This window comes from Bifidobacterium cuniculi, assembly GCF_000741575.1.
GTDB classification, from domain to species: domain Bacteria; phylum Actinomycetota; class Actinomycetes; order Actinomycetales; family Bifidobacteriaceae; genus Bifidobacterium; species Bifidobacterium cuniculi.
In genome coordinates, this window is record NZ_JGYV01000005.1 from 79228 (window position 1) to 99249 (window position 20022).

General features: G+C 56.8%; 15 protein-coding genes and 1 pseudogene. 14 read left to right on the forward strand and 2 right to left on the reverse strand.

Annotation, left to right across the window (positions count from 1 at the left end; translation table 11 throughout):
- Positions 1-576 precede the first annotated feature (576 nt).
- The 4 genes and pseudogenes from istA to BCUN_RS12890 all read left to right on the forward strand — a co-directional run.
- Positions 577-2032 (forward strand): annotated as a pseudogene (gene istA, locus BCUN_RS04440) (IS21 family transposase); the annotation flags it as partial.
- A 17-nt stretch (positions 2033-2049) separates the two neighbouring features.
- The gene (locus BCUN_RS12880) at positions 2050-2433 is read left to right on the forward strand and encodes an ATP-binding protein (RefSeq protein WP_169744065.1); all 384 of its coding nucleotides are present in this window, start codon (positions 2050-2052) and stop codon (positions 2431-2433) included.
- The gene (locus tag BCUN_RS12885; RefSeq protein ID WP_274518376.1) at positions 2361-2711 is read left to right on the forward strand and encodes an ATP-binding protein; all 351 of its coding nucleotides are present in this window, start codon (positions 2361-2363) and stop codon (positions 2709-2711) included. Before BCUN_RS12880 ends, BCUN_RS12885 begins: the two co-directional genes overlap by 73 nt.
- Positions 2705-2827, forward strand: a complete 123-nt coding sequence (locus tag BCUN_RS12890) for a hypothetical protein (RefSeq protein ID WP_274518377.1) — start codon at positions 2705-2707, stop codon at positions 2825-2827. Before BCUN_RS12885 ends, BCUN_RS12890 begins: the two co-directional genes overlap by 7 nt.
- A gap of 388 nt (positions 2828-3215) precedes the next feature.
- Here the strand turns inward: BCUN_RS12890 and BCUN_RS11815 are convergent, their stop codons facing one another.
- Positions 3216-4418 (reverse strand): AIPR family protein, encoded by a 1203-nt coding sequence (locus BCUN_RS11815; protein ID WP_081895527.1) that lies wholly within the window; start codon positions 4416-4418, stop codon positions 3216-3218.
- A complete protein-coding gene (locus tag BCUN_RS12220) occupies positions 4378-4914 on the reverse strand; it encodes a hypothetical protein (RefSeq protein WP_156100125.1) in 537 nt (178 codons plus the stop codon). Before BCUN_RS12220 ends, BCUN_RS11815 begins: the two co-directional genes overlap by 41 nt.
- 203 nt (positions 4915-5117) lie before the next feature.
- Between BCUN_RS12220 and BCUN_RS04450 the strand changes: the two genes are divergently transcribed.
- From BCUN_RS04450 to yicI, 10 genes are all read left to right on the forward strand, one after another.
- Entirely contained in the window at positions 5118-7454 is a 2337-nt protein-coding gene (locus BCUN_RS04450) for a Dam family site-specific DNA-(adenine-N6)-methyltransferase (protein WP_202961086.1), read from the forward strand.
- Positions 7455-7516: 62 nt separating this feature from the next.
- Positions 7517-9226, forward strand: a complete 1710-nt coding sequence (locus tag BCUN_RS11820; RefSeq protein ID WP_081895529.1) for an AlwI family type II restriction endonuclease — start codon at positions 7517-7519, stop codon at positions 9224-9226.
- A 142-nt stretch (positions 9227-9368) separates the two neighbouring features.
- The gene (locus tag BCUN_RS12225; RefSeq protein ID WP_152598084.1) at positions 9369-10193 is read left to right on the forward strand and encodes a hypothetical protein; all 825 of its coding nucleotides are present in this window, start codon (positions 9369-9371) and stop codon (positions 10191-10193) included.
- Between the two features lie 606 nt (positions 10194-10799).
- Complete coding sequence (locus tag BCUN_RS12895; RefSeq protein ID WP_051920750.1) at positions 10800-11192, forward strand: zeta toxin family protein; 393 nt, start codon at positions 10800-10802, stop codon at positions 11190-11192.
- Positions 11159-11731 (forward strand): zeta toxin family protein, encoded by a 573-nt coding sequence (locus tag BCUN_RS12900; RefSeq protein WP_051920752.1) that lies wholly within the window; start codon positions 11159-11161, stop codon positions 11729-11731. Before BCUN_RS12895 ends, BCUN_RS12900 begins: the two co-directional genes overlap by 34 nt.
- 1112 nt (positions 11732-12843) lie before the next feature.
- A complete protein-coding gene (locus BCUN_RS04470) occupies positions 12844-13860 on the forward strand; it encodes a LacI family DNA-binding transcriptional regulator (protein ID WP_033516041.1) in 1017 nt (338 codons plus the stop codon).
- Positions 13861-14211: 351 nt separating this feature from the next.
- Positions 14212-15546 (forward strand): ABC transporter substrate-binding protein, encoded by a 1335-nt coding sequence (locus BCUN_RS04475; RefSeq protein WP_238552321.1) that lies wholly within the window; start codon positions 14212-14214, stop codon positions 15544-15546.
- Positions 15547-15669: 123 nt separating this feature from the next.
- On the forward strand, positions 15670-16626 hold the full coding sequence (locus BCUN_RS04480; RefSeq protein WP_033516042.1) for a carbohydrate ABC transporter permease: 957 nt from the start codon (positions 15670-15672) through the stop codon (positions 16624-16626).
- A 3-nt stretch (positions 16627-16629) separates the two neighbouring features.
- Positions 16630-17559: a carbohydrate ABC transporter permease gene (locus BCUN_RS04485; RefSeq protein ID WP_081895531.1), complete on the forward strand. Its 930-nt coding sequence runs from the start codon at positions 16630-16632 to the stop codon at positions 17557-17559.
- A 9-nt stretch (positions 17560-17568) separates the two neighbouring features.
- Complete coding sequence (gene yicI, locus BCUN_RS04490) at positions 17569-19974, forward strand: alpha-xylosidase (RefSeq protein WP_033516043.1); 2406 nt, start codon at positions 17569-17571, stop codon at positions 19972-19974.
- The last annotated feature ends 48 nt before the right edge of the window (positions 19975-20022 follow it).

A 20022-nucleotide genomic window follows, 5' to 3' on the forward strand; every position in this document is an offset into this window, starting at 1 on the left:
CACCAGTCTATCTTTTACTTGCTATATGAAAACGGTTTCTTGTATTTCTGAATGACATTGTACAGCCTTATCGCGGATTAGTGAAATCGACAATCGAATCGCGCTTGTTATTCGTCATATATGGTGTTGCCGGTTGTGAGACCGCGACGACAACTCAACCGGCATATACCTCCTTGATATGAAAAGGTATTCTTGGCTGTTGAGGGAAGTTGTTGTAGCTGCTGCAAGAGATGTCAAACGTAGATGTTTTTCTTTCCCAGTCCCCATCTCTGGGCTGCACGTCGGTGCTCGCTTGGCTGTTCTGACTCGTTGTTCATAGCTTGCAAGCTCGCAACGTACTGGATGAACAACCTGACTGCTTCTGCTTGAGGCGGGAATACATGTTGTTCATTCGTTTCGTTCTGGGGTGGAAACGCCTGTATCCCCTGTTTGTGTTCAATGTGATGTTACGGGTTTAGTCACGAAGATTTTTCGGGTTTGGTCACAAGAACATGCCGACCACTGACTCGTAGGCCTGTTTGACTGGGAAGCGCTCCTGCTTCTTCTCAGTGAAAGGCCGGAAAGGCAATGACCGGCATGCCGACCATCGATTCTATCCGTCGCAAGCGAAGGGACGGCGCCACCATCACGGCCATCGCCCGCGACCTGGAGATCAGCGAACCGACCGTGCGCAAGTACCTCAGGGCCGACGGCCTGTCACCCAGGCCGCCCGTACGTGCTTCCCGCCCGTCGATACTCGACCCATACATGCCGCTTATTCGGGCAGTGGCTGTCCGAAGACCGGGATAGTTGGAGCAAGCAGCGGCACACCGCAACGCGCATCCACCAGCGTCTGGTCGAGGAGCATGGCGTGAAGGTTTCCCTGTCGACCGTCAACCGCAAGGTCAACGAATTCAAGGAGCAGTTCCGCCTCGAACGCGAACACGGGTTCTCGGGGCCTGTCCTGGTACGAGGCCGAGGCACAGGCCGATTCCGTGCCGGGTGGACGTCTACTGGCATGGCATCCGCCGACGTATGCGCATCTTCGTGCTCTCGTTCCCGTATTCGAACACCGCGGTCGCTTCCCTGATGCCGGGCGAGAACGCTGAATGCACCTGCCAGGCTCTCAGGGACCTGTTCGAACGCATCGGTGGGGTGCCCCGGCGGATCGTGTCCGGTCAATGCCGCGGGCATCGGGCATAAGGATCGTGACGGGTCGGTGCGCTACGCGGAACTGTTCGCCGCGTTCCGTGCCCACTACGGGTTTGAGTCGAGTCTGTGCAACCCGTATTCGGGCCAGGGAAAGGCAATGTGGAATCCAAGGTGGGTGCAATCAGGAGATCCCTGTTCGTGCCGGTGCCCAGGGCATGGTCCTACGACACGTTCAATGCGCAACTATTCGAACGGTGCATGGCGATGGCGTCCAAGGAGCATTACCGCAAAGGCGAAAGCGAGGCCCTCCTGTTCGAACATGACCGTGCCCGGCTGCTGGCGTTGCCGGCCAAGGCTTTCGACGTCGTCACCTACAAGCGCATGAAGGCCGACAAGTACGGCGCCGTCACTTTGCAGGGCAGGCATCGCTACCTGGCGGGTATCGAGCATGCAGGCCGTGAGACCGTCGTCGGTCTTCGCGCCCTGGACGTCGACCTGCTGGACGCCAAGGGCGGGGAAATCATCGCGCACGAGCGTGCCTACGGGGACGGTCCCTCGAGCAGCGAGGAGGCGATCCAGCAGTTGGAGGCGTTGTGTTGCAAGGCCAACGCGTGGCCCAACAGCCAGGTCAGGGACGCGCTGCCCGACCCGTTGCGCGACTTCCTCGACCAACAGGACCGCATCAGCCTGCAGGGCCACTTGCGTACCCTGCCGCGGACCAGCCGCGAGACCGGGTGGGAAACCGCCCTGGCCGCGATGGGCGGGGTGCTCGAGGCCACCGGCACCCTGGAACGCGCCAGCATCGATCTGCAGGCCGCTCGCTTGGCATCCGGAAGCGAGCCCATTCGCTATGACGACGAGATCGACCTTGGGCGAATATGACATCGCCTTCAGCCACGATGACGAGGAGGTCGTCCGATGGAATCCACCGCTGCCAGCGAACGGCTGCGACGGGATGCACGCAGTCTGTTCCTTTCCACTGCCACGATCGATGACATGCTCGAATGGGCCACGCCCCGCCAGATAGACGCCATCAGTCGTCTGCTGGCCACCGAGATCGCCAACCGGGAAGCCAGCAAGAAAGCACGCCTGCTCAAGCGTGCCAGGTTCCCCGTCGTCAAGACCCTGGACGGCTACGGCTTCACCCATGTCAAGCTGCCCGACGGCTACACCAGGGAACAACTTGTCTCATTGGAGTTCATCCCGCGCGCCCAGGACCTGGTGTTCTACTGCTCGCACCGGCAGGGGCAAGACCCACTTGGCGACCGCCCTGGGCCTCAAGGGGCGTCGAGGAGGGCATGAACGTGCGCTTCTGCCAGACCGCGGAACTCGTCCTGCAACTGGGCAAGGCCAAACGCGCCGGCAGCCTGGACACGTTGCTGCGTGACTTGGGCAAGGCCGACCTGGTAATCCTGGACGAGTTCGGCTACGTACCCTTCGACATCGACGGCGCCAGGCTACTCTACCAGATCATCGCGGGCGCCTACGAACGACGCAGCATCATCCTCCGCCACGAACATCGAGTTTCGGCAAATGGGGCACGATCTTCTCCGATGACAAGCTCGCCGCCGCAATCGTAGACCGCATCGTGCACCACGGCCGGCTCGTCGAGTTCCAGGGTCCCAGCAGGCGCATGGACCAAGCCCTCATGTTCGGAAAAGAACAACCACCAACCAACCAAAACACCATGGCATGAGCTTGTGACCAGAACCGAAAAAACTACATGACTATTTCCGAAACACCGACTTGACAAAAAAACAATCCCCTGTTCTGCGTCTCTAAGGCCAGTCGGTGATTTGCAGGAGACAAGATACATGCATAGTGAATTTGCTCGAGCATTAGCATTTTGGGAGTGGAGCAGAGATGACATCTCTGCTCCACTCCCAAAACTAAGTTCCTGGAAGCGCCTTCGAAGCTTGCTTTCCCAGTTATCTCCATAGGAGAAGGTAACGAGTGGCACTTGCGTTATACGCTATAATTTTTTAAATTTGCTGTAGGTGACGCAGGTTTACTATAATATTATTTCGGCATACGCACTTCCGTCATTTGATTAATGATTTTGAGTGGCTCAATTCACATAATAATCATTCTTTAAGTACGAAATCTTTAATTTTTTGACATTTTTGTTGATTTTTGAATATGTTGGCTGGATATGAGGCTGGAAACAGATTCGAGACAGCATCTTGTGTTTTTGCTATGTACTTCTTTAACAAAGGTGAAATCATTTCATCAATTTCTTGTTCTTGAAGGATCTCATCTCCTAGCTCTTTCGTTGCTTTCAATTCCTGTAGGACAAGGTGAAGCAGGAATCGATTGCCATGAATTAGGATTAGGGGTGAAACGTTGCTGCCAAGACCTTTTCGTACATTGTTTAGGGAATGCTCAACCCCTGTCATTATTTGGACAGCGTTGTACATGGCTATCGCGCTTAAACTCTCATTGAAGAGGCGTGTGTATGGCGGCTTGGATATGCTCGCAGTCAAGGCGCCGAGTTTACTTTTTGCCATCGTCGACAGAGCGACGTCTGAATTGAGGCATGCTAATGCAGGAGTTGCCTGATCTAATGTGATAACACGCTCTCCATCATTCTCCGTGGAAGAGGTCCTGTAGACATAGTTGATTCTTGGTGTTTCCATCAACAATTCTTTACGAAGTCGTTCTTGCTGCGGGTCGAGCGACGCAAAATCCTTGCCGTCAACACGGTTTTGCATATTGGAATGCCTTGTGATTCTTGATGCTGCATCGTCTGGCATGTCCGAGAGGTCAATAATCTCAAGAAGAACTTTGGCTCTTCCTACTTTTTCGGGATCTTTTTCGTAGCTTCTTGCAATTGCTCCAGTAGTTTGCGCACCATTTACTACAGAAAGATTGTGCAGTTCAAAATGTCCTACTTCGTGGTTACCTGCATTGGCTAAAGTTTTGTCAACTCTTGAGCAAAGTAATTTAATTCCATTATTATAATAGAAGAAATTTCCCGGGTCGGAGGAAAGGGTTTCCATTATCTCAAGATTGACTTCAGAATCTACTTTAAAATATCTAATATTTTGAGAGAATAGCGAATTTCCGTATTCGTTGTACCAGTTAGCAATTACGTCGGCACTTACTAAGCCGTAATATGCGCGGTATGGTTCTGTGATGCTTCCCCATTGGAGCAAGTCAAGTGTAACATCGATGTCTTTTCGTTCTGTTCCTTGTGAAAGGAACTCGTATATGTCGCCTTGAGATATCTCTCTAAAGCGGAGAGGCTCATCTCCCTCGTCGTTTATTATTTTTGATATAATTATCAATTATTGATTTGTTTTCTTTATTAATTTTGTTGTTGCATGTGGTGACGAAGACTGCTGTTATGGAGTAGCCTGGAGTGCTTAGAACTTTAACGATCTCGTCATAATGTGTCCGTAGGCGTTTGTTTGCTTCGCCTAGGTTTAAGTCGGTGATACATTCTAGCGAATTTTTGAAATTAAGAATTTCATTTTTACTTATTCCTTTCTTTCCTGATTCGTGCCATTTACTTTGGACTATAATCAAATTTCGATTTATCTCGTCCAAGTACATTGCGTCAATGCCGATATCTCCGAAGCCGTCAACGACGGAATCTAATGCGTCCTGTACGCTGCAGTTGGAGGATTCCATCTGAACAGCCAAAGCAGCAAGGCGCCGAGAATACTTAGCGCTTTCCTTGGCTGATTCGTTACTGGAGCTGAAATCTGACATGTCTACTTCTGGCATCAGCTGTTCCAGCTGCCCCGCAATTTGTCGCATCTTTAGGGGTAAAGCAGCCATAACATCCACCCTTCATAAGCATATTGCTAATTATGACTATTCGCGTTATCGAGAGTAGGCCGTATTTCGACGATCTTGTCGCTATGCGTCCAGCATGTGAGAAAGCTGTAGGAGTTTCCTAAGCAGGATCTGTCTAATGAAAATGTCATACTATCTAGTAGACAAAATAGTGATTGAGATCCATGTTGCTTAGGAGTCTGTTGATGGGTAATATCGGTAGTGAAGTACGACATCAATTTCTCGACGAGGTTCAACAAGATCTGCTGAGCATTTTACCTGTGACCCCTGGCGACATTGACAGCATTGTTGAACAGTTCGGTTCCTTTGAGACGATGTTTCAGGAAGGAAGGAACGATCCACGTTGGAAATTGTTGAAGGACAATCTAAGAAAACGTGGAATGGCTGAACCGGAGTGGTGGCGTACTCCGCTGGGCAGATTTGCTGCCCAGAATATAGATGATTTAGATGTGAGCGTTGTGTCCTGCGTGGATGCGGCGAAAATACTGGGGGTGACAAAAGGAACCGTATCCACCTTGGTGCGGCGTGGTACTCTTGCGTCCCGTCAAGGACAGCCATATCTCAGTGCGGTTCTAGGCAGAATGCTTCACCCCAAGACCGCTGGTCGTCCCCGCAAGGTATCTAATGATCGGATTGTTGGTGTCGGAGAAGATGGCCAGAGAGCTAAGCCCATCCTGAAGTGGGCAGGTGGTAAAACGCAGATGTTGGGCACGCTGCTTCCCCTGGTGCCTCAGCAATATGGTACTTATATTGAGCCGTTCTTCGGCGGTGGTGCGTTGTTCTTTGCTCTCTGTCCGAACAATGCAGTGATTGCGGACAGTAATCCTGAACTTGTAAACCTCTATGTACAGGTGCGCGACCATGTGGATGACGTGATCGAAGCGCTCTCCCAATACCGCAATGACAAAGAACTTTTCCTTTCCACTCGCGCATTGGACTGGCAGGCTATGTCGCCGATAGAGGCGGCGGCACGTACGCTATTCCTCAACAAGACCTGCTTCAATGGTTTGTACCGAGTGAACCGCAAGGGACAGTTCAACACACCGTTTGGATCATACAAAAATCCCACCATCTGCGATCCCGCGGCATTGAGGGAGGCTTCAGGGGCTCTGTCGCATGCAGTGATTGAGTGTGGTGACTACTTGACCATCCTCAAGAAACATGCCAAGCCGGGGGACTTCATCTTTCTCGACCCTCCCTACATTCCTGTGTCCAAGTACGCGGATTTCAAAAGGTATACCAAGGAACAGTTCGGTATAGGGGATCACTCCAAGCTAGCTATAGAGTTCATGCGCCTATATTCTATGGGATGTCAAGTGGTACTGACCAATTCGAATCATCCTTTGGTCCATGAGCTATATTCCTCTTTCAAAATTCAAGTTATCCCAACCAGGCGGTCTGTGTCATGCAAGACGTCTAGCAGGGGTGGCGAGGATGTCGTTGTCTCTGCATTTCCTAAATTGCAGTTGGGTACTTCGCATGGCCATGCCAAGATTGATCCAGACGGGCAGACGCGGCTTTATCCAGCTACTCGTTTTATGGGTTCTAAGCAAAAGCTTCTTAATGAGTTATGGGATGCGGTCTCTCGGTTTGAGTTCGATTCAGTTGCGGACTTATTCTCTGGATCCGGTGTCGTCAGTTATATGTTCAAAGCACGTGGAAAACAGGTCTTCAGTAATGATTACATGGCGATGAGCGCAACGTTCACCAAGGCCTTAGTGGAAAATAATCACGTAACGCTTCCCCGAGAAGAGGCCTTAAGGCTACTCGAAGACTGCTCTACAGACAATTTCGTGGAGAGTACCTTTAAAGACTTGTATTATTCGGATGAGGATAACCACCTCATCGACGTGTTGCGCACTAGGATCAAAACCCTGGAGGACCCCTACAAGCATGCTATAGCCATGATGGCATTGATTCGTGCTTGCACGAAGAAAAGGCCGCGTGGCATCTTCACGTACACCGGTCAACGTTATGATGATGGACGTCAAGATTTGCGTAAAAGTCTGTCTAGGCAGTTTTTGGAAGCTGTTGATGCAATAAACGCTGCGGTATTTGACAATGGCAAGGCAAATCGATCCGTAAGATCAAATGCTTTGAAAGTTGGTGCAGGCTCTTTTGATTTAGTTTACATTGATCCGCCTTATTACTCGCCTTTATCTGATAATGAATATGTGCGGCGTTACCATTTTGTAGAGGGGCTGGCCTGTGACTGGCAAGGTGTGCAGATGCAAGAGCACACAAAGACCAAGAAATTTAAGTCATACCCTACGCCTTTCTCTTCTAGAACTGGTGCAGCGCAAGCTTTTGATGAATTGTTCAAGCGCTACGCTCAAAGCATTCTGATCGTCTCTTATTCATCGAACAGTTTGCCTACGAAGGAGGAAATGGTGGAGCTGTTGCGGCGATATAAGCGGCATGTGGAAGTGGTGCCGGTAGATTATCGTTATTCCTTTGGCACGCAGCACAAAGGAAGCTCCAATCGCAATCAGGTGCAGGAGTATTTCTTTGTTGCTTACTGATTCTGCGTCCTAATTGATGCGTCTTATGAGCCATCCAGTTCTTTTCGCCTTAGAATAGACCTATGGGAAAAGAACTGGATATCTGGCAAATCGGTAACACAGGGTTACGCAGCCCAGCGCGCGTCTGGGAGGGACTACGTATTTTTGCCGATTCACCTTTCAACGGTGATCTCAGGGGTGCTAACGAGGCCCGCTTTCAAGAGCTGCTCATTGAGAAGGGCCTTGTAAAGCCTACGGGAACGGCCAAGGATACAAGTAGCTATGCCAGAAAATGGCGTTACATCTTTGGCAGATTTGGCCTTACTTTCCCCAAGGTCAACAAGAAGGATGGGCAGCAGGATGAGCTTGGAATCCTTGATGAAGTTACGCCTTTTGGCTATACCTTTCTGAAAGCTGACAGTGATGCGAGCCGTCAAGAGTGTTTTTTACGCTCTTTGAGCGTGGAACAGTACCCCACCGCCGACAAGAGTGGATTGTTCTCTCCGTTGCGTTGGATATTGGCAATCATGCTCGAGCTGGAACGTCAAACGGGTAGCAGTGAACTTACTAGGATTGAGTTTTGTTTATGGGGGCAAACCACTGATCCTACCGATGAAGTAAAAGAAGTGGTTGCGAAGATTCTTGATCTTAGAGAACGTCGAATGCGCGCTACTGCGAAAAGAAGGTTCGATTCTGCTGAGATCTCTGCCCGAGCCCAAGCTTATTCAAAGCAGAAAAACAACTTCACCGATTATGGCGACATGAACATGCGTTATCTGCGTATCGGAGGCGTTCTGCATCGTAAGGGACGCGGTTTGGAGATCGCGTCATCTAAGCACGTGCTGGCTGAACAATTAGCCAAGCTCACTATGAGTCATGAACCGATCCTGGAAACATATCGTGTTTTATGTCATGGTGCTCCATTGCCGATTGATAACCGCGCCAGCGCAATGCAAGTGCTACGTGGTGTTGAGAAGCAGCTTAAGGATAACGAGCTCAGTTATGATCTTTCAAAATATGACTTGAGTCAAGTTTCTGAGATCAATATGGCGTGCCAAGCACTCGAACAGGAATTGCAGGAGCACGATGAGATGGCGTATGCGCAGAAGCAGCCGGAACAATGGCAGGAGATTTCTGAATATATGCGCTTGCTCACTAAAGGAGGGGGTAAAAGCGTCAACCATGAAGACGAGAATGAAGGTATAGAAGTACCTCGTGAAGAGGCAGCTTCCTATCTCGAATGGACGCTTTGGCGAGCTTTGCTGGCCATGGGGCATTTGGAAAACCCGCCAAGTATGGTGAGGCATTTTCGCTTAGATGCTGATTTTTTCCCTGTGTCGACAGCCGGGGGAGGGCAAGGAGACCTTTACAGTGACTATGCTGACTATTCACTGCTTACTGAAGTGACTCTGTCCACCTCGTCTAGGCAGGAGGCCATGGAGGGAGAGCCTGTGCGCCGTCATCTTTGGGATGAGATACAGAAAAACCGTGAACGAGGTCGACAAACAGATACATACGGACTGTTTATTGCTAACAAGGTAAATAACAATACGGCGGAAACGTTCCGGCATGGTGTCTGGTATGACAACGAGGGTTCAAAGGAGAGGCTAGACATTGTTCCTATGGACCTAGCCGATTTTAGAGAGTTTTTCATGATGCTTTTTGAAGAAGGTATTACGGATAAGCCGACAGTTCTTAAAAACCTATTGACGTCCAGTGAGGCTCAGCGTGATTCTATGGACGCGCCTGAATGGTGTCGATATATTTCACGTATTGCTACTGGAAAAGAATGATCATGTAAAGGGGCTGGAAATCATGATACGTCTCGCAGTCAACCTTTGTTGTGCAAATGTAATTGAGACAGGTGAAGTGACCGATTGCAAGGGAGAAGATGTATTATAGGTGAAAAAATGAGGAGAGAGGGAAAGCGGTCCTATGTCTTCTGAAGTGGTGAGTCCGTTGCGGGACGATCTTATCCGCATATTGTCATTTGTTCAAATTGCCAATGACCATCAATGCTGTCCTCAAGTTGCGGATATTGAATACATCTTTTCTCACAGAGAGCCGATTGCCACAAGGCTAAGAGACTTTGACTTCGGTCCTAGGAGTCGGGAGCTTATGGATGTTGTTTTTTCTTCTTCGCATTTATCGAGTTCTACAGATTCTGCCACGGATTATTTGAGTGGAGCAGGCCTCATAGAAATTGAGGATGGGAAAATTCAAATCACATCTTTTGGGCGCGCTTTGGTTGAAGATGCTAATCACGTTGAGGATGATTCAGATGTAGCTGTAACGTTTAAGAAAGACGATCCATATGCATACCAAAAGCTGTGGCAGACGTTGTCTGCGCCAAACATGCTTTACTTAATCGATCCTTACTTCAAGGCTGATTACCTTGGGTTTATAATCACTACATCTATTCAACGAATACTGGTCGCAAACAGCGTACACGGTAATGGTCGCAAAGAGCTTATATCTCTGGAATTGGCCCTAGGTGGGTTGGAAGCGCAGGGACGCGATATGGTAGAAGTGCGTTCGACTGATGCTGCGAATTTGCATGACCGATATGTGATCGGTAAGGATGGGGCGACGTATATGATAGGAAGGTCCATTAATGGTATTGGGCGGAGCACGACCATTTTTCTTCCTCTTCCTTTATTGGCGTCGAAAGCCATTAAGGATGAAATGGAGCAACTATGGAATCAAGGACGGCCGGTTTGTCCCAAAAAACCAACAGAAATAGAAACGCTTGATGAATAAGCAATGTTTACTGTCATAGTTGACGGTATTTCAATATTGATATTAGGTGGATTGTCGATTTGATTATTTTCCTTAGGCTTTCTGTTCAAGGGCTGCGAGGCTTGCGTACGGGTTTATAGGCGGGGCATGTATTTGTTGACAGGTAAATGATGAGCATGTTTGCTTCGCACGCGTGGAGATGCTCCTGTCAAGAAAAATGCCACCCTAGTGTGCACCATTGAGACAATGGGAGGCATTAGTGGCTTTTAACGCATTCAATCTTACTGTTTGGTGGGAATGCTGTCAAAGTACTGGGACATTCCGTAGATCTAGTTGTTTGATGCACCTGTGGCCACCATATGCGCTTGTTGTCGGGAACAAGATCAATTAGCATCCAGAGATGCGTCCTGCCCAACTTGGTCGTCGCCCGCCACCCACCGCCCCACGCACTGCAATCGACACCATGGAGAAGGAACAACCCGCCCCCGCCATCGACCCCGCCGACCTCACCCCCCCTCCGTCCTCTACGATATCTTCTACGAAACCGGCACCCGCCTCGGCGGCACGTTCGCCGCCCTCGAGCGGCAGGCCATCGCCGCCGGCGACACCGCGCGGTTCGACAACCTTATGTCACTGCACCGTCAGTTGTTCGCGGAACGTCAGTCGGTTGGCGCGTACGACGCCGACCGGCAGGTCGACTGCATCCGCCGATGGGACGACCGGCGCGCGCAGCTGGAGCGGGAAATCACGGTCGGCACAAGCGGCGCCGACGACAACCTGCAGTCGATCTTCGACCGGCAGGTCTTGCCGATCCTCGAGTCGCTGGCGTCGCCGGGCGAGAGGCCGGTGACGGTGTTCCTCGGCGGCCAGCCCGGCGCGGGCAAGACGCAGGCGCAGCGCACCGTCCTGTTGCGTACCCTGGGGCGGGGCTGCTGCCGATCTTCGGCGACGACTACCGGCAGTTCCACCCCGACTATGGCCGGCTCGTGGCCGACGACCCGCTGCACATGTCCGAGCTGACGGCGCCGGCGGCGGGCGTGTGGACCGGCATGGCTGTCGGCTGGGCGGACGATGCGCGGGTGGGCAGCGTCATCGAGGGGACGTGGCGCAACCTGCCCACGGTGCTCGACGAAGCCGGCCATGCGCGGCAGCTGGGACGGCGCACGCATGCCGTCGCCGTGGCGGTGCCGCCGGCGCTTTCGCGGCTGGCGATCCTGGAGCGTTTCTATCTCGACGTCGTGCGGCAGGGCCAGGCGCGCTGGACGCCGCCGACCGCCCACGAGACGACGGTGCGCAACCTGGCGGGGAACGTGGCTGCGATCGGCGGCAGCGGCCTGATGGATCGGTTCACCGTGGTGGACCGGTACGGCGAGGTGCTCTACGATGGCGATGACGGCCAGCGGTTCGCGCAGGCGTGGCGTGGGCGGTTCGAGCGGGGTCTGGATGATGACGAGCGGGAGCGGGTGCGTGCGGCCGTGGAAAAGTTGAGGGTCTTGGCGGAGCGGTATACGCCGGACAATGAGGAGGCCCGCGAAATGGTGAATGCCCTTGAAGCGTGATTGCTTCCCTCTCAAGAAGTGTTTCTTTTTTCGAACAAAATCTGGGGGCGGCCTTGCACTGACTGGTTTTCCGTGCCCATCTTCGGGAACGAAGACGGGCACGGTTCTTGCTGTTGCGGGGTGTTCAAACCAAGCCGCAGACAACGGGGACCATGCTCCTCGAGACACATTGTGCCTGCGTGTGCGTCGCCACGCCAGTGACGGCCGCTACTCCTTGGCCGTTCACCTGCCGGTCCGGGCGTGTGCCCACGTGTGCCCCGGCCTGTCCGATGCGCCCTGCGTGGCCTTCGTGCGGCCCGTGCCGTGTCCGCCGTCTCCCAAAACGGCAACAACGCGGGATTGGACGGCCGGCACTTCCCGATGTCGGAACCATCCGTCTGCTTGGGACGGCGCACCTGGCAGCCCGGACGCACGCGACCCAAGGCGCGCAAGGTGACCGGTGGATTTGTCCGGGTCTGGGTGCAAGCCCGTACAAATTCGTCGCAACGAGGGTCCGGGACGGCGCATTCTTACGGAACCGGGCAGGTTCCCGTAGGGATTCGTCGTAATGAGAGGCTGGGGCGGCACATCTTTACGGGGTCCGGCACGTTCCCGTACGGATTCGTCGTGGGGCTCTCTCGTTGTTCGTGGTATTTGCAAGGCGGACTTGCACTGGCTGGTTTTCGTGTCCGGCTTGGGGAACAAGAACCATGCCTGTTTTTGTTCCCGAGACAGGCATGGGAAAGCAGCCAGTGCAAGTTCGTCCTGGGACGTGGCCCGCCCATGCGGTCCGGCCTAAATTTTGTTCGAAAAAAATGAAACATTTTTCAAGGGGATGCTTGACACGAGGAGTTTCGCCACAAGCAGACCCTTGTCACAAGAAAGCCCCTCTCCCGGCCCCTCCACGCCTGAAGCCGCACTTCCCGCTCCGCTCTACCCATCCCGCCTCGTCCTGCTTCATCCCACCTCACCCTTCCCCTCCCCACCTCGCCCACCCTCGGCAAACCCCGCGCCCCTTCACCTATTTCGACAAATTTCGACAATCCGCCTTCTCCACTGGCATACACCTGAACGCTTCCCGTACAATGAACCCCACCAGGGCAGTGCAATGACGGACAAGGCTGGGGGTAACCATGGCAGGCATCAAGGACGTAGCGGCACGCGCGGGGGTGTCCATCAGCACCGTGTCCTACGTGGTCAGCGGCAAACGGCGCATCAAGGAGGAGACCAGGCAGAAGGTCCGGCAGGCGGCCCTCGAGCTGGGGTACCGGCCGGTGCTCGACGCGGTGCGCGACGAACATGAACGCTCTCGCCGCCACGTCCTGGCGGTCAGCGCGCCGATTCGCCCTTACACCGACGTCTCCAACTACGCGTCCTTCTTCTTCGCGCTGGCCACGTCGGCGAAGCGCTACGGCTCGGACATCCTCCTGCTCATGCACGAGGCGGGTGACCAGGAGATGCGCCGCGTGGCCGACGACGGACTGGTCGACGGCATCTTCCTGCTCGACGTGCTGCTGAGCGACTCACGTACCGAAGTCGCGGCCACGCTGCCGATTCCGGTGGTGAGCATCGGCTGTGCGACCGACACCGCCGCCGTCTGGTCGGTCGACATGGACTTCGCGAGCATGGGCCGCGAGGCGGTGGAGAAGGCGCATGTGCTGGGCCATCGGCACGTCATGCTGCTGTGTCCGGACCGCCGTTCCTTCCTCGACGGCTCGAACTTCCTCGTCCGCTTCCTCGACGCCGCCGTGCAGCGCGCCGAGGAGCTCGACCTGCAGGTCGTGCGCGAGTTCGCGTCCGGCCGCAGCGCCGACGACATCACGCTGGCCATCGAGGAGGCCTTCGGACAGGACCCCGAGATCAGCGCGATCATCTGCCAGGAGAACGCGGCGCAGATGTCCTTCGTCGTCAACGCGCTGTCCCGTCGCGGCAAGCGCGTACCGCAGGATGTTTCGGTGATGGCCGTCTGCACGACCGGCGGCGCGCACATCACCGACGAACTGCAGATGAACTCGTCGGCGGTGTGCGAGCGTGCCGTTGCGATCATGATGGATGTGCTGGAGGGCCGCAGGTCCGACGTCGGCTACGTGGAGCTCCTCCCCGCCCCCTACAGCGCCCACGGCACGATGCGGGCAAAAGCGCTAGCCTAGGTCCCCCATCACCAACCCTCCCCTCCGAGAAATCTCTCGTTTTTTCGTGAGATTTCTGTTGGCATCCGGATGCCAAACCCCCATCCAGGTGCTCCCCAAAAACCCTCGCGCGCTAAAACCCTCCTACGTCGAATCCTCCTGCACCGAACCTTCGCGTACCAAATCCCTCCGTACCAAACCCCCTCCCACCGAAAAACCTCACACCCCACCCCGTGCACTTTTTCGAAGCATATTTCGACACTTCATCGAAACAATTTGTGCCCAACTTAGTTCAATGCTGTAATTAAACCATGGAGCTCACCGGAGAGCCCCGAACCAAACCGAAACCAACCAATCTCATATCCATCAGTAATGGCGCTGAAAGAGGACATCATGAAGATTCGCAAGGCAATCGCGGCAGGACTCGCGGCAGTCACCGCCACCGGCATGCTCACGCTCGCGTCGGGCTGTGGCTCGTCCGGGACCGCGCAGGAGGAGAATCCCACCACGCTCAAGGTGTGGCATTACGAGGAAGACAACGGCGCGATGGGCAAGGCGTGGGCCAAGGCCATCGAAATCTTCGAGAAGGAGACCGGCGCGAAGGTCGAGTTCGAGAAGAAGTCCTTCGAGCAGATCCGCCAGAATGCCTCGCAGATCCTCAACTCGGACGAGGCGCCGGACGTCATGGAGTACAACAAGGGCAACGCCACCGCCGGCCTCCTCGCCAGCCAGGGCCTGCTGAGTAACCTCGACAGCTACGTCTCCGAATACAAGTGGGACGAGAAGGTCACCGGCTCTCTCGCCGACACCGGCAAGTACAACGAGAAGGGCATCATGGGCTCCGGCAGCTGGTACGGCATCACGAACTACGGCGAGGACGTGATCATGTACTACAACAAGGACATGTTCGATCAAAACGGCATCAAGGTGCCGACCACCTTCGACGAACTGACCGACGCGATGCAGCAGTTCACCGACAAGGGCATCACCCCGCTGGCCGAAGGCGCCGCCGAGTACCCGCTGCAGCACCTGTGGTGGCAGCTGGTGCTGAGCCGCGCCTCCGACCAGTTCATCAAGGACTACGAGATGTACGAGAACGACGTGGACTGGAACGACCCCGCCCTCGTCTACGCCACGCAGACCATCAAGGACTGGGTCGACAAGGGCTACATCTCCAAGGACTGCACGGGCCTCAAGGCCGAGGACGTCGGCCAGGCCTTCATGAACGGCACCTACCCGATGTTCTTCTCCGGCACCTGGTGGTTCGGCCGCTTCCAGGAGGACATGAAGGACGCGAACGTCACCTTCTCCACCTTCCCCGGCTCCGAGAAGGTCGTCGGCTCTTCCGGCAACCTGTGGGTGATCCCCGAGAACTCCAAGCGCAAGGACCTGGCCGCCAAGTTCATCAACATCACGCTGAGCGACGAGGTGCAGGACCTCATGGGCAACTCCGGCGGCCTGCCGATCGCCGCCGACCCGGCCAAGATCACCGACGACGCCACCAAGGAACTCATCGAATCCTTCAACGACGTGCTCAAGCGCAACGGCCTGGGCTTCTACCCCGACTGGCCCACCGCCACCTTCTATGACGAGCTCAACGCCTCCCTGCAGGAAGTCGTCAACGGCAGCATGGACGTCAACGCCGCCCTGGCGCAGATGAAGAGCGACTACGACAAGGGCGTCCAGGACGCCGGCGTCAAGGACTGAACCGACCACTGAGAAATTGTTCATTTTTCTGAACAAAATCCAGGACGCGGGCCGTTCGCGCGGCCCGCCCTAGATTTTGTTCAGAAAAATGAACAATTTCTCAAGGAAGAAAGAGCTTGCATCATGTCTACCCGAACCAAGACCAAGGCGCGTTCCGATGAGGAACGCGGGATGTCCCGCATCCCGGGCAATCCCTCGAACCGCTTCTGGTGGTACCTCGTCCCCGGCTTCCTGCTGCTGCTGTGGATCATCGTCATCCCGGCCGTCTGGAACATCTACCTGAGCTTCACCAACTACCGCGGCATCAAGCCGCCGACCTGGGCGGGCCTGACGAACTGGGCGCGCCTCGTCAAGGACCACACCTTCTGGGTGTCCTTCATGAACTCCATCTGGATGATCATCGCCATGGTGGTCATCCCGATCCTCATCGGCCTGGTCCTCTCCTCCCTCCTCTTCGACGTCGTCCAGAAGAAGTTCGGCCCCAAGACCGCCTCCACCATGCGCGCCGTCTACTACTTCCCGCAGCTGCTGCCGATCGCCGTCGCCTCCCTGGTCATGGGCTGGATCATGCGCCCCGAGAACGGCGCCCTCAACGCGATGCTCGAGGCCATCGGCCTGGGCCGTTTCCAGCACGACTGGCTGGGCAAGCCGGACACGGCACTCATCGTGCTCATGGTCATCATGATCTGGATCCAGCTGGGCTACCCGCTCGTCATCTTCATGTCCGGCCTCCAGCGCGTCGACCCCGAGCTCTACGAGGCCGCCAGCCTCGACGGCGCCAACTGGTGGCAGCGGTTCCGCGCCATCACGCTGCCGAGCATCAAGCCGGAGATCTTCGTCGTCGCGCTCACCTGCACCATCGCCGCCCTCAAGGTGTTCGGCCCCGTGCAGATGCTCACCCGCGGCGGCCCCGGCACCTCCACCATCGTGCCGTCCTACTACTCGTACAAGCAGTTCTTCCAGTCCCAGCAGGTCGGCTACGGCGCCGCCATCGCCACCGCGCTGACCGTGGTCATCATCGTCGTGGCCATCGTGTTCACCAACCTGCAGGAGAAGGTCACGAAGGAAGATGAGGAGTAAGCCATGACCAACACACTCGTTTCGCCGGTGCAGGACTACGAATACATCGCGCCGGACCAGCACGTCAAGCTCAGCCCCGAGGAACTCAGGAAGATCGCGCACGTCAAGAAGAACCGCACGGTCGGCGACTGGGTGATCCTCGCGCTGCTCATCATCGGCGGCCTGATCATGCTCTTCCCCTTCATCGTGCTGCTGCTCAACGCCTTCAAGACGACCGCGGACTACAACGCCTCCGGCCCGCTTTCCTGGCCCAAGGAGCTCAGCTTCGACGGCCTCGCCACGTTCTGGAACCGCGTGAACTTCCCGCAGAAGGTGTGGAACAGCGTGTGGACCTCCGGCCTGGTCGCCGTCCTGGCGGTCATCCTCTCCCTGTTCAACGCCTTCGCCCTCGGCATCGGCCGCGTGAAGGGCCGCAAGTGGATCGTGCTGCTCATCATGCTCGCCAACATGCTGCCGCAGGAAGCCATGCTCTACCCGCTGTACACCATGTTCAAGGGCATCGGCCTGTACAACAGCCCCTGGGCCATCGTCATCATCTTCACCGTCATCCAGAGCGCCTTCGGCACCTACCTGCTCTCCAGCGTCCTGGGCACCTTCCCCAAGTCGATCCTCGAGGCCGCGGCCATCGACGGCGCCAGCCGCTGGCGCGTCTTCCGCGACATCGTCTTCCCGATCTCCAGGCCCACGCTGAGCGTGCTGCTCGTATTCTTCTTCATCTGGACGTGGAACGAGTACATGATCCCGTTGGCCTTCCTGGTCGACAACTCCGCGCAGACCGTGCCGATCGCCATCAGCTCGCTGAGCGGCGACCGCCTCATGGACGTCACCACCACGGCCTCCGCGTCGCTGATCAGCATCGTGCCCACGCTCATCTTCTTCCTCGTCTTCCAGCGCACCCTCTCGCGCGGCATCACCGCCGGCGCGGTCAAGTAAGGACCTCCCATGAAATTCACCAACGGATACTGGCTCATGCGTGCCGGCGTCGACGCACTCTTCGCCCGCGACATCTACGAGATCCACCCCGGCAGCGAGGCGATCGACGTCCTCGCGCCCACCCGCGTGATCGCCGAGCGCGCGAACACGCTCAACCAGCCCGCCTTCAACGTGCGGCTGACCTCGCCGGCCGAGGGCGTCGTGCGCGTCCGGGCGACGCACTGGCGCGGCGGGCGGCGCGGCATCGGCTTCCCGCTCAACGAGAGCGCGGACCGCGGCTACCTGAGCGTCGAAACCCAGGGCAACGGCGACGGCGAGGCCGGCGAGCGCGGCGCCAGCGCCACGCTGCACGCCGGCCCGCTCGCAGCGCGCGTCGTCAAGGGGCCGGAGTGGAACCTCGAGTTCCTGGGCGCCGACGGCGAGCCGCTCACGGCGAGCCGCGGCAAGTCGCTGGCGCGTTTCGCGCTGAGCGACCTGGCGAACGTGACGAGCGAGCCGGTCGGCGAGTTCGGCGTGACGATGACGGGCCTGGCGAAGGACGAGTCGCGCACCTTCACGTCGATCCAGCTGTCGTTGGGCATCGGCGAGACGGTGTACGGGCTGGGCGAGCGCTTCACTGCCTTCGCCAAGAACGGCCAGAGCGTGGAGATCTGGAACGAGGACGGCGGCACTGCCAGCGAGCAGGGGTACAAGGACATCCCCTTCTACATGACCTCCGCCGGCTACGGCGTGCTGGTGAACAACCGCGGCCACGTGTCCTTCGAGGTGGGCACGGTGAACACGGAGGCGGTGCAGATCTCCGTGCCGGGCGAGGAGCTCGACTTCTGTGTGATCTACGGGCCAACGCCGAAGCAGGTGCTGGAGCGCTACACGGCGCTGACGGGACGGCCGGCGGACGTGCCCGCGTGGAGCTACGGGCTGTGGCTGACGACGTCGTTCACCACGAAATACGACGAGGCGACGGTCAGCTCGTTCATCGACGGCATGGCCGAGCGCGGCATCCCGCTGAGTGCCTTCCACTACGACTGCTACTGGATGCGCGAGTTCCACTGGACGGACTTCGAGTGGGACCGCCGCTGGTTCTCCGACATCGAGTCGACGCTGGAGCGGCTGCACCGCGAGAAGGGACTGCACTTGTGCGCGTGGATCAATCCGTACATCGGCCAGAACGGTTCGATGTTCGACGAGGGCGTGGACGGCGGCTTCCTGGTCCGCAATCCCGATGGCACGATCTGGCAGACGGACAACTGGCAGGCGGGCATGGCGCTGGTGGACTTCACGAACCCGGCGGCGCGCGCCTGGTACAAGGCGAAGGTGAAGGCGCTGCTGGGGCAGGGCATCGACGCGATCAAGACGGACTTCGGCGAGCGCATCCCGCGCGACGTGACATGGTTCGACGGCTCGCCGGCGGACACGATGCACAACTGGTACACGCAGCTGTACAACGAGACCGTGTTCGAGGCGATTGCGGAGGTGTACGGCGTGGGGCAGGCGTGCGTGTTCGCCCGCTCGGCGACGGTGGGCGGCCAGAAGTTCCCGGTGCATTGGGGCGGCGACTGCGAGTCGACCTTCAACGGGATGGCGCAGAGCTTGCGTGCCGGGCTGTCGCTGACGAGCTCGGGCTTCGGCTTCTGGAGCCATGACATCGGCGGCTTCGAGGGCGCCTTCCCGGATCCGGCGGTGTACAAGCGCTGGCTGGCCTTCGGTCTGTTGAGCTCGCATTCGCGCCTGCACGGCTCGACGGTGTACCGCGTGCCGTGGCTGTTCGACGAGGCCGATCCTGGGTTGGAGTCGCTGCCGGCGGGGCAGAGCGCGGTGGACGTGTGCCGTGACTTCACCCGGCTGAAGCTCTCGCTCATGCCGTACCTGTATGCGGTGGGCCTGGAGCCGCACCGCAACGGCACGCCGGTGATGCGTTCCATGTTCATGGAGTTCCCCGACGACCACGCCTGCCGCCTGCTGGACCGCCAGTACATGCTGGGCCCGTCCCTGCTGGTGGCGCCCGTATTCACCTACTCGGGCGACGTGGACTACTACCTGCCCGCGGGCGGCTGGACGAACTGGTTCACCGGCGAGCGCGTGGTGAGTGCCGACGGCTGCTGGCGCCACGAATGCCACGGCTACGACACGGTGCCGCTGTGGGTGCGCGACGGCTCCCTGCTGGTGACCTCGCCCGGTGCGATGCGAGCGGACTACGACTATGCGGAGGATCCGCTGGTGAACGTGTGCCTGGGCGAGGGTGCCGCTGCCGAGTGGGCGGTGACGCGCATGGACGGTTCGTGCGTCGGGTTCCGTGCGCGGCGCGTGGACGGTTCGCATGTCGAGGTGACCCGCGACGACGACGGCGCTTTCCGTGCTCGCTTGGGTACCTCCGGCGAGGTGGTGTCCGGCGAGGGGACGGTGGTGCTGCGGTAGTCCCGTGAGGAATCGTTCGTTTTTGTTCAAAAAACGAACGATTCCTCA